Consider the following 10,331-nt stretch of genomic DNA (forward strand, 5'->3'; position numbering starts at 1 on the left):
CAAGCTGAGCAATGGGCGGAGCTACAAGATGCTCACGGTTTTGGATGAATACACCCGCCAGGCGCTCGCAGTGGAAGTTCGGACCCGCATGCCGCCAATCCAAGCGCGTGCGTTTGATGTATTCGCAGGAAAGTCCAAAACAACCGATGTCCCAGCCCTAAGCAAAGAAGCAATGTGTGGGCCCATGATGTCGCATAACTTCTTGGAGCACCTTACATAGTCCGAAATTGCAACCAACTCGTCTCCGAACAGGGCAGCAAGCCACTCGTCCTCTGCGACTACAACTGTACGCTCGGCCTGACCAAGCTTTTTGGCGAGTGTTGACTTGCCAGACGCAGGTTTGCCGCAAAAAAGAATAAGCTTCGGAGTGGTTTCGTTCATAACCGCGCTATACCAAGAACATACTCGGAAATTAAAGACGACGATCACGCTGCAGCGGTCAATATCCGCAACTGCCACGCAAAGGATGCAGGTAGTCGAGTTCCCTAGATGGGACCCATCTAGTTGAGGAAATCGCCTCCGAATTTACTTGCCACGTCGACTACACGGTTATCCCCAGTTTGAATGGAACTCGCCGGATTTTCCCCTCCAAGTTCGGCCTTAGGAGAGATCATCCAAAAAGCACGTTGCCAAGGCGACATATCGGCTGGCAGCGCTTTCAACACAGTTTCCATCAAAGGAAGCGGAGTTCCATCTTCTGCGAACTGGAAGGATGGGTATGCGTCGATGCCTTCGTATGGAACCGAGAAAACCTTCCCGGACCTCTTCCAGATCTCACCTATCCGTGTGATTTGCCAAGAACCTTTCTTCCAGCGCGCATGTACAGATTTATTGTCCAGCAATGGGAAATTCTGGGCAAACTCATCCTTGCGGGTGTCATTAACCGCGCAAAACTGTTCTTCGAACTTGGAAAAATACATCTTCTGACCAACAACACTCGCTAAAACACACAGGACAATACTGGCAGAAACTCAATTTCTTGGAAGTGTAATTGTTAACACTTTGGAATACGTTCTTTAGTGGAGGTGGAGTTTTAGATGTAGATAATTGAATTTAAATGAGTTTTTTTCGAGTTCAGTTCGAAGATTAGTCACCAGTCGCCTAGCTTGGTGGTCTGCATTGCCACAGTTCGGGGCGATAATCATTGCAACATGAGCGTATTGATCACACATCTACGTACGAGCCGCTTAGAGGTCTGCATCGAATGGGTTACACGAAAACTGCTATTTTGATGGCCGCAATGACGGCCTTGTTCATGGGGTTGGGATACCTGCTTGCAGGTACAGGCGGCATGCTGTTCGCCTTGGTATTGGCGGCAGGTATGAATATTTTTACCTGGTGGAACTCAGACAAAATGGTCCTTCGCATGCACAACGCAAGGCAAGTTTCATCTGGTGACCACTTGGGGTTGTCTCAAATGGTCGGGGACCTTGCAAAGAACGCGGGCATGCCAAAGCCCGCTGTGTACCTGATCGAAACCCCCCAACCCAATGCATTTGCTACAGGCCGCAATCCAAACAACGCCGCTGTTGCCGTAACCACGGGGTTGCTACAAACCCTCACAAGGGAGGAGTTGGCGGGCGTTGTCGCGCATGAACTCGCGCATATCAAGAACCATGACACTGCGATTATGACCGTAACTGCCACATTTGCAGGTGCGATTACGATGTTGGCAAACTTCGCACTGTTCTTTGGAGGAAGACGGGATAGCGCTCTTGGTCTAGTGGGGACCATTGTGCTGATGATCTTAGCGCCATTGGCTGCAGGTTTGGTCCAAATGGCAATTAGTCGGACAAGGGAATACGCCGCCGACCGCACCGGCGCCGAGATTTGCGGTCAACCTCTAGCATTGGCATCTGCCTTGGAACGTATTCAGAAAGGAGCGGCGCGGATCGACAATGATGCCGCAGAGCGCAACCCAGCGACCGCACACATGTTTATTATCAATCCATTGCATGCGCACACGCGTGACAAGCTGTTTTCAACTCACCCGTCAACAGAAAACCGGATAGCTGCGTTGAGAGCGCTCTCCCAACAGTCTAACGCAGCCTATGAAAGCAGAAACTCGAGTAGAACAAACCAAGGAGCAGGAACTGGCCCTTGGGGGTGAAAGTCGCGCCCAGGAACTACTGTCTAAACTTCGGCGACACAGCACAGCTTGGCGAGTTGCAAATCTTTGTGGAGAAGCCTTTAATCTGCGGGGTCTTGTCAGAAGAACTTTGCTTGAGCGGGGGCAGTGTGGTTACGTAGCTTTTGTCCATGACCAGACCTACCTCTTTCAAGTACTTCAAAACCAGCCCCGAGATCATCCGCTTGGCGGTGATGCTGTGCATCCGTTTCCCTCTCTCGCTTCGGAGTTTCGAAGATCTGTTGCACGGGCGAGGCATCGACGTTAGCCACGAAATCGTCCGATATTGGTGGAACAGGTTCGGTCCGATGTTTGCCTCCAAGATCAGGCGAAAGCGAGTTCAGCAACTGCGCGCATTCTCGAAACCGAAATGGCACGTGGACGAGGTTTTTGTGAAGGTGAATGGCAAGAGGCACTACCTCTGGCGGACTGTAGATCATGAGGGCGAAGTGCTGGAGGCAGTCGTCACCAAACGCCGAAACAAGCAGGCCGCATTGAAATTCCTCAGGAAATTGATGAAGCAGCACGGCAAAGCGGAAAACGTCGTCACGGATCGCTTTGCGTCATACAGGGCCGCGCTCAGAGAACTTGGTGCTACCGAAAAACAGCAGACGGGAACGCTGTCAGTAAGCGGGGAGTTTTCCGCCACACCGGTGCAATTAGAGCACTTTGTTTGAGCGCGGTGGCGGTGTGGCTCATGGCTGGCTCGGGTGAGGCCCAGCAGGTACCTAACCCGCCGCCTCCTACTGTGTAGAGCGAGGCGGGAGCTACGAAATCGTTCAGGACGCCATGGGAGCACGTGGGATATGCGTTCTGCCTGACGGGAGACGCGTTGACGCTTGGGCGTTTTTTCGGGAGGCCGCGTCCGGAGACGCAGACCCACCGGGCCTCCTCAATCCCGCAGCGGCATTTTGCGTTGAGGGCGGTGGAGCTTACCGGATCGTGACAGATGCCACCGGCGCTCGGCGCGGCCTCTGTATCTTGCCGGATGGCAGCGAGGTCGACGCGTGGGAGCACTTTCGCAAAAGTAAGTAGTTTTTCGCCCCACCACTAAAGCCTTCAGATTTTTCCACGCAGAGCGGTAATAAGCGGTTGAATGACGGACGGCAGGTTTGTCCGCTATGCAGTCGTTCGAACCACACAAGCCAATCAAAACCGTTGAATGACCGCTGTGAGCCCTAAATAGTCATTACATAGAGGTCAGATTTTGGCTTTGGAGCCGTTAAGGAACCATGTCTCCACGGCACCAATTCCTTTAATCTCAACCACACCTCTAGGTTCAAATTCGTAGTCGGCCTCTAACTTTTCTTTTACAACGCCGGTCACTTGAATTCTCCCCGGTTCACCTTGGCTTTCCATCCGGCTGGCGGTATTCACTGTTTCCCCCCAAACATCGTAAAACAACTTTTGGTTTCCAATGACACCAGCGACAGCAGGACCCGCGTGAAGCCCAAGTCTGACTTGGAGCCCATCTGGGAAATCAGTTGACATATCTGCGACCACCCGTTGCACGTCCAGCGCCATCTCGGCGACACGGCGCACCGGGTCACCCACTGGTGAAGGCGTACCCGCCGCGACCATGTAGGCGTCACCGATCGTCTTGATCTTTTCCAAACCGTGCTTCTCTGCCAACTCGTCAAAGATGCGGAAGATCGTGTTCAGAAACCCGACCACCTCTTCCGGTGGTAGTTTCGATGCCCGGGGGGTGAAATCGACGATGTCTACGAAAAGTATCGCCACATTGGGCAATTTGTCTGCGATGGTCTGGTTTGGGTCGACCTTTAGTCTTGCCGCAATGTCTTCTGGCAAAAGGTTGTAAAGCAACTTTTCCGACCGGGCGTATTCAGCTTCCAGTTCCGCTCGCTGGGTCTCTACCGTTTCATAAAGATTACCCAGACGCTCACTTGTAGCATTCACGTCGTTTGCCAATTTACCAAGCTCGTCGCGATTGGGCACATTAACTCGCGCCGAGAAATCTCCTTCGGCGACAACGCTAAGTGTTTGGCAAATACGATGCATGGGCCAGATCAGCGACGAAGAGATCACGTAGCCAAGAAAGAGAGCTGATCCCATCGCAATTGCCGCCGCCGCTACGACCATTTTGCGAATCGACTGATAAACTTCTGTGTTCCTGACTGCGCGGTTGCTCATATCTTTTTCGGCAGACTGAACGAGAGTATACGCATCGTCCTGCAATGCACGAATGCGGCGAAAGATTTGGCCCAGCCCCAATTCGACGACGTTCTGCATGTTCCCGTCTCTTCGAAACCGCAGCATGGCGACTGCCTTTGTTTTTATGTCGCTTAAGTCTGCTCGGATTACATCAATGGTTCGGGCTTCGTTGCTTTCCGCTTGCACGAAACGTCGTATCCCTTGCGCGATGTGATGTTGGAGGTTCTCGATCTGACCAGTGAATGCGTCGGATGAAAATGCAAAAATTTTGTATGAACCGCCTCCGGGCGTCTGATCGATGATCAAAGACAAGTTCATCAGGTTCAGCTCGCTCAAAGCCAAATGAATTTCGTTGAAATATGCAATTCTCTCCTGATCATAGATCATGGCGTCGACACGTCTGTTCGACTCCTGCAATGCTGCCATCGCAAACAGCGCCAAGCCCAAAAGCAACAAGGTGATCCCCAAAAACGCGACCAGCAATTTGCTGCGTACAGATAGAGCTGCTTTTGCCACGATCCGTACGATCAGATTTGATTGCCGAGATTCCTTTTTGCTTTGCTCCCACATCTGTTTCGCCCTTCTCGAATGGCGACGATACTTGGAACAAAATACATATTGCTGCACAACAAGTCACTTTGAACCCCAGGTCTACGGCAGCTTCGTCCGCACAGTCGGCCTTGGGAAACGCTTAGATCTCGTATGCGCAGCGAATGGCAGCTTTGGCGAAGCTGCAACGCAGCGATGGTTTTCATGACCGATGTCTAGTTTGGGCCGCTTCCTAGCTACTGGCCGCGAAAGTGGCGCTTCCTTAGGTTTTTGCCCTTATCACGGCACGGCTTCGGAAAGAGAACCCAGCCATTCCCACACTTTCTTAGAAGCGGAGTTTTTCGAGGCCCTTTCCGTCAAACAGGCGAAGTATCCTCGTTCGGTTCGGACGCTCTTGTTCGCCACGCGCACCAGTTGTCCTTGATCAATCAAACTCTGAAAGAGCGTTTCCCAGCCGAGAATCACGCCATCACCGTTCATTGCAGCTTGGAGGTACACCATGAATGAGGTGAACCGTTGCTCGGATCGAGGGACCGGTAACGATATGTCGGTTCCTCCAAAATACGTTTTCCAATCATTGGCGTGCACTCCAGTGGAAAGATGCAGCAAGGGCAGTCGCGCCAGGTCTTCCAGCGCGTCTCTGACGTTTGAAAACGCACCGGGCTTTGCGAAAGGCACCAGCTGTTCAGAGAAGATCGATACGTTAAGCATCTCTGGGAGCTGGTTTGGATCGTTGAAAAGGATCAACACGTCAGATTGGGCTGTTCGGTAGGTTTCGTTTTGATCCCGGGAAACGAGTTCAATAGCGATGTCAGGGTGTTCAGTTCGAAAACTGGCCAGGCGTTGCATCAAATAGCAGCTCGCAAATCCAATCGTCGTGTTCACTACCACAACGTTCCGATCTGGTTGCGCCTTTATGTGGTCGATAGCATCCGCGACTTGAGTGATGCTGCCGGAGATTGCTTTGAACAGGAGGTCTCCCTCAGCTGTCAACGTTGCAGCGGGACGCTTACGAACAATAAGTTTAACCCCGAGTTCTGCTTCGAGTTCCGCAACGCGTCTGCTGATCGAGGGCTGCTGCACATTCAATTCACTCGCGGCGCGCGTGAAATTTAGATGCCGGGCAACGGCCTCAAAGGCCGTGAGTAACTTCCAGTTCAATGTAGGCATCCCTTATTCCCTCATGGAATAGTATGTATAGCTCTTTTAGGCGTTCTCATCAGGCCCTCAACATGCGCCCACCAGTCCCCGAAACTCTAGTCCGAGATGGCCCAGAACAAGGGAGCTAGACAACTGTTCCAAGTAATCTTGTCACTTCATCCGCAGATCGGTGAAAACCTCTTTCGGTACGCGGTCAGAAAAACTCTAGCTTTCAGATCATTGAACACAGACTACAGTCATCACTTTAAGCCGTTAAGCAGTTCCTCGCTCCACTTTCGCAATTCGTCGAGAAACCCAAGTGCCGTGCGGCCAAGGTCAGTGATAGAATACTGTACGGAAACCGGCGCGGTATCCATCACGTGTCGGCTCACCAGCCCCTGATCCTCTAGCTGGCGCAGCCGCTCGGCAATCATCTTCTTACTGGCCCCACCGATCATACGCGACAGATCATTGAAACGTACGGGACCATCTTTGAGGTGCCACAAGATCGATCCGGTCCATTTTCCGCCAATAATCCTCATACCTCTTTCGATTGCGCATGGCTCCAGACAGGCCTCCGAGACCTGTCGACGGCCTTTGGCGTCCTCTTCAATCCGCGCTAGCATCGTCATCCTTTCGCTCAGAGAACTAGGTTACCAAAAGTATACTAGTTGATTTATCACACCTGCGCTCTCAAATGCTTTCTGAACCCGGCGAAAGTCAAGGGTTCAGAGTTTGCACATATAGGATACTGACATGAGTAAAATCCTCATCGTGAACGGCACCCAGCCCTACGAATTTGCCCCCGGACAGTTAAACGCCAGCCTGACCGAGCACGCGCGGACTACGCTGACAGCAATGGGGCACGAAGTGCGCGTGACCACCGTCGCCGATGGCTATGACGCTAACGCAGAGGTCGAGGCGCACCTATGGGCTGACACAGTCATCATGCAATTCCCGGTGAATTGGATGGGTGTTCCGTGGATCTTCAAGAAATACATCGATGAGGTGTACACGGTCGGTATGGACGGCCGCTTGTCCGTAGGTGACGGCCGTACAACTGGCGCGCCCAAAGCCAACTACGGCACTGGCGGCTCACTAAACGGCAAAAAATACTTGTTGTCGGTTACGTTCAACGCCCCGAAAGAAGCGTTCGACAATGAAACTGAACCGTTCTTTGCCGGTGGCAGCGTCGACGACCTGCTGGCGCCGATGCACTTGAACGCAAAGTTCCTTGCCATGCAGCCATTGCCGACTTTTGCAGCGTTTGACGTGATGAAAAACCCAGAGATCGAGACCGATTTCGTCCGATTTGACGCGCATCTGAAATCCACATTTGCCGAGGTTGAACATGTCCCAGCCTGATATCCACCTTTACACCGCCGGCACGATGAACGGCTACAAGCCGGTCATCTTTCTGGAAGAGGCAGGCGTGCCCTACGACCTGACTCACATCAATTTTTCCAAGCAGGAACAAAAGGCGCCGGATTTTCTGGCGCTGAACCCAAACGGAAAGATACCAACAATCGAAGACCGCTCGGAAGGGCGTGCGATCTTCGAATCCGGTGCGATCCTGTGGCATCTGGCCGAGAAATACGGGAAATTTCTACCGTCGGACCCGGTCAAACGGTCAGAGGTGACGCAGTGGATGCTGTTTCAGGTCGGCCATGTTGGACCGATGATGGGACAGGCAATGTACTTCCAGCATATCGCCGCGCCAAATGGCCATGAAGAGCCCTTCTCGATCCGCCGCTACGTGGATGAAAGCCGCCGATTGATGGAGGTGATGAACACGCGCCTGGACGGGCGTGAATGGATCGCAGCGGACGAATACACCATTGCTGACATGATGCTGTACCCGTGGGCGCGCGCCTATGTCTGGGCCCGGGTGGATGTGTCAGACCTTCCGCATCTGAACGCCTGGTTCGACCGTATTGATGCCCGGCCCGCCGTGCAGCGAGCGCTGACCATCCCCAAGGCCAACCCACAATTTTGGGATGCTGACGCAGATGCCAGCACCTTTGCCAAAGAAAACGCGGCGCGTTTTTCCGGCGACGTGAAAGGAACCTGAGCCGTACAGGATGCTCCCCCAATCCGTGTCGATGTCGTGTCCGACGTTGTTTGCCCGTGGTGTGTGATTGGCTACTACCAGCTCGCCAAAGCCGCGCACGACACCGGAGTCGAACTTGATATCCACTGGCACCCGTTCGAGCTGAACCCTCAGATGGCAGAAGGCGGAGAGAACCTGCGCGATCACCTGGCATTGAAATACGGGACCACGTTGGAAGCGTCGATCCAGGCGCGAGCCCGCCTGACCGATCTGGGAGCAGCACAGGGGTTCACGTGCATTTACGCCGATGACATGCGGATGTGTAACACCTTCCGCGCACATCAATTGATTGACTGGGCCACCGAACTAGACAATGGCCACAAAATGAATCAGGCTCTCTTTTCGGCGTTCTTTATGCAACGTCAGAACGTTTCGGACTTGAAGGTTCTCGCCGGCGCGGCCGCATGCATCGGGCTGAACCACGCTAATGCGCTGGCCGTGTTGCAAAGCGGAAAACTGGCCGACAGCGTCCGCCAGAAAGAGAAGTTCTGGATCGGCCAAGGCATTCAGTGCGTGCCCGCAATGGTGTTCGACCAACGTCACCTTGTAATCGGCGCACAGGGCGAGGAAAGATACGCCCGCATCCTGTTGCATTTACGAGACAACAGGGCAGCGTAACACCCGTGACTTCCGGACCCTTCCAGCGCAATAACCCCACGATTGGACAGGTGTTGCCCGGCATGTCCGCTCTGAACATGCATTGTGGGGGGTTGCATGGTGTTGTTCTCCGCGACAACCTTCATCTTATAGCAATAATTCAATCGGGGTGGCCGCATGCCGGCCACTACAGCCTTCCAACCTTGAAGAGTTCCCAATTTATGGCACTGCATGACCACCCCATGTGGCGAAAGCCCCAACATCACCAGGACCTTGACCACGCACATGATCATGTCCACTGGGCCGAGCTGTTCTATGACCTGATCCATGTCGTGACGATCTTTCTGCTGGGCAACTACCTGTCGCATCACCTCGATCTGCATGGGTTTCTTGTGTTCGCTGGTGTCTTCATCACGCTCTGGTACGCGTGGGGTGAGCTCAGTATTTTCAATTCGATCTATGTCAGCACCGATTTCTGGCACCGCCTGATCATGTCGGTGATGATTTGTACGGTGATGTTCATGGCCGCGGCGATCCCGGCCATCGACGGAAAGGGTTGGATTTTCTTCGCATTGGGATTTGCCGCGAACCGGGCCATGATTGCCGCGCTGTACTATCGTGCCCGGCGGGTCAATTCCTCGGGCGAGTCGATGTCCGCGGCGCAGATCAGGAATTTCTCGGTTTTTGCGGTGATCTTTGCCATCACGGCATTTCTGCCAACACCTCTAGCCTATTGGGTGTTTGCCGTCGCAATGGTGGCCACACAGGCGATGTATATGATCCCCGGCGTCACTGTATTGCGCTTCGAACGTTTCGTCCCGCGCCTTGGCCATATGGCTGAACGGTTTGCTCTGCTGACACTGATCGTTTTGGGCGAAGGATTCTTCAAACTGGTCGTCACTCTGTCCGAGAAAGGTATCTACAAAGTCTCACCGGATGTGCTTGTTAACTTCGTCATCGGCGGCGTTTCGATGTTCGTCATGTGCTGGATTTATTTTGACTTTGTCGGCAATGCAAAGCCCAAGGACAAGAAGGTGTCGACCTTGGTCATCTGGTGGCTGGCGCACCTGATCTTGATGCTTTGCGGTGTCATGGTTGGCGTGGCGCTAGCTGCCGAGGTCAAAGTCGGGTTTTGGGAACCATACCCAACCGAATATGCCGCCATTGGCTGTTTCGGCCTTGCAGGATACATCGCGATGCTTTGGGTGCTTCAGAACGTGATTGAGCATCGTTTGGCGTCGGATTTCGGGCGATGGGATGTGCGTGTATTCGGGATAGTGCTGGCAATCATCTGTTTCTTTGTCGTCCCACATGTCCCCTCCTTGGTAGGCAATCTGATCTGGGGGACAGCTTTACTATCGCAAATCGCGATCCCCCTGACGCGCGCCTGGACGCAGTTTCGACATGAGTGAGGCACTTACAAGTTCGGGCTATCTAAGAAGGAAAGTCTATTGGTGGCTCGAGCGCCCGGACCGGGCGGCCACCGGTCCCTGGTTGCTTGAAATAGCTCTAACTGCCCTAGTGGTCTTGTCAGAAGAACATTGCTTGAGCGGGGCAGGGCGAGTGCGTAGCGTTTGGGAATGACCAAACCTGCCGCCTTCAAGTATTTCAAAACCAGTCCGGAGATTATCCGCC

Annotated in this window: 10 protein-coding genes and 2 pseudogenes; 7 read left to right on the plus strand and 5 right to left on the minus strand. The window is 53.3% G+C overall.

Features of this window, described 5'->3' with window-relative positions; translation table 11 throughout:
• Positions 1-21: 21 nt before the first annotated feature.
• Both ACR0ER_RS25125 and ACR0ER_RS25130 read right to left on the minus strand, forming a co-directional pair.
• On the minus strand, positions 22-381 hold the full coding sequence (locus tag ACR0ER_RS25125) for a P-loop nucleotide/nucleoside kinase family protein (protein WP_480771217.1): 360 nt from the start codon (positions 379-381) through the stop codon (positions 22-24).
• Between the two features lie 119 nt (positions 382-500).
• Positions 501-920: a hypothetical protein gene (locus ACR0ER_RS25130; protein WP_480771208.1), complete on the minus strand. Its 420-nt coding sequence runs from the start codon at positions 918-920 to the stop codon at positions 501-503.
• 284 nt (positions 921-1,204) lie between these two features.
• Between ACR0ER_RS25130 and htpX the strand changes: the two genes are divergently transcribed.
• The 3 genes and pseudogenes from htpX to ACR0ER_RS25145 form a co-directional block, all read left to right on the plus strand.
• Positions 1,205-2,110, plus strand: coding sequence for a zinc metalloprotease HtpX (htpX, locus tag ACR0ER_RS25135; RefSeq protein WP_480771209.1), 906 nt, complete (start codon positions 1,205-1,207; stop codon positions 2,108-2,110).
• Between the two features lie 149 nt (positions 2,111-2,259).
• Positions 2,260-2,745 (plus strand): annotated as a pseudogene (locus tag ACR0ER_RS25140) (IS6 family transposase); the annotation flags it as partial.
• A 127-nt stretch (positions 2,746-2,872) separates the two neighbouring features.
• A pseudogene (locus tag ACR0ER_RS25145) lies at positions 2,873-3,163 on the plus strand (DUF333 domain-containing protein); the annotation flags it as partial.
• A 165-nt stretch (positions 3,164-3,328) separates the two neighbouring features.
• Here ACR0ER_RS25145 and ACR0ER_RS25150 read toward each other — a convergent pair.
• From ACR0ER_RS25150 to ACR0ER_RS25160, 3 genes are all read right to left on the minus strand, one after another.
• Complete coding sequence (locus ACR0ER_RS25150) at positions 3,329-4,870, minus strand: adenylate/guanylate cyclase domain-containing protein (RefSeq protein WP_480771210.1); 1,542 nt, start codon at positions 4,868-4,870, stop codon at positions 3,329-3,331.
• A 258-nt stretch (positions 4,871-5,128) separates the two neighbouring features.
• On the minus strand, positions 5,129-6,019 hold the full coding sequence (locus ACR0ER_RS25155) for a LysR substrate-binding domain-containing protein (protein WP_480771211.1): 891 nt from the start codon (positions 6,017-6,019) through the stop codon (positions 5,129-5,131).
• Positions 6,020-6,249: 230 nt separating this feature from the next.
• Positions 6,250-6,621, minus strand: coding sequence for a winged helix-turn-helix transcriptional regulator (locus ACR0ER_RS25160; RefSeq protein ID WP_480771212.1), 372 nt, complete (start codon positions 6,619-6,621; stop codon positions 6,250-6,252).
• Between the two features lie 124 nt (positions 6,622-6,745).
• Here ACR0ER_RS25160 and ACR0ER_RS25165 point away from each other — a divergent pair, with 124 nt between their 5' ends.
• The 4 genes from ACR0ER_RS25165 (at position 6,746) to ACR0ER_RS25180 (ending at position 10,108) form a co-directional block, all read left to right on the plus strand.
• On the plus strand, positions 6,746-7,354 hold the full coding sequence (locus tag ACR0ER_RS25165) for an NAD(P)H-dependent oxidoreductase (protein WP_480771213.1): 609 nt from the start codon (positions 6,746-6,748) through the stop codon (positions 7,352-7,354).
• Entirely contained in the window at positions 7,341-8,060 is a 720-nt protein-coding gene (locus ACR0ER_RS25170; RefSeq protein ID WP_480771214.1) for a glutathione S-transferase family protein, read from the plus strand. Before ACR0ER_RS25165 ends, ACR0ER_RS25170 begins: the two co-directional genes overlap by 14 nt.
• A gap of 36 nt (positions 8,061-8,096) precedes the next feature.
• Positions 8,097-8,717, plus strand: coding sequence for a DsbA family oxidoreductase (locus ACR0ER_RS25175; protein ID WP_480771215.1), 621 nt, complete (start codon positions 8,097-8,099; stop codon positions 8,715-8,717).
• Between the two features lie 200 nt (positions 8,718-8,917).
• Positions 8,918-10,108 (plus strand): low temperature requirement protein A, encoded by a 1,191-nt coding sequence (locus ACR0ER_RS25180; RefSeq protein ID WP_480771216.1) that lies wholly within the window; start codon positions 8,918-8,920, stop codon positions 10,106-10,108.
• Positions 10,109-10,331 lie beyond the last annotated feature (223 nt).

The sequence above is a fragment of the Ruegeria sp. CH8 genome (assembly GCF_056536985.1).

Bases quoted from the DNA above. Each gene is read 5' to 3' on its own strand.
- ACR0ER_RS25125 (WP_480771217.1), bottom strand. From the start codon at position 381: ATGAACGAAACCACTCCGAAGCTTATTCTTTTTTGCGGCAAACCTGCG.
- ACR0ER_RS25130 (WP_480771208.1), bottom strand. From the start codon at position 920: ATGTATTTTTCCAAGTTCGAAGAACAGTTTTGCGCGGTTAATGACACC.
- htpX (WP_480771209.1), top strand. From the start codon at position 1,205: ATGGGTTACACGAAAACTGCTATTTTGATGGCCGCAATGACGGCCTTG.
- ACR0ER_RS25150 (WP_480771210.1), bottom strand. From the start codon at position 4,870: ATGTGGGAGCAAAGCAAAAAGGAATCTCGGCAATCAAATCTGATCGTA.
- ACR0ER_RS25155 (WP_480771211.1), bottom strand. From the start codon at position 6,019: ATGCCTACATTGAACTGGAAGTTACTCACGGCCTTTGAGGCCGTTGCC.
- ACR0ER_RS25160 (WP_480771212.1), bottom strand. From the start codon at position 6,621: ATGACGATGCTAGCGCGGATTGAAGAGGACGCCAAAGGCCGTCGACAG.
- ACR0ER_RS25165 (WP_480771213.1), top strand. From the start codon at position 6,746: ATGAGTAAAATCCTCATCGTGAACGGCACCCAGCCCTACGAATTTGCC.
- ACR0ER_RS25170 (WP_480771214.1), top strand. From the start codon at position 7,341: ATGTCCCAGCCTGATATCCACCTTTACACCGCCGGCACGATGAACGGC.
- ACR0ER_RS25180 (WP_480771216.1), top strand. From the start codon at position 8,918: ATGGCACTGCATGACCACCCCATGTGGCGAAAGCCCCAACATCACCAG.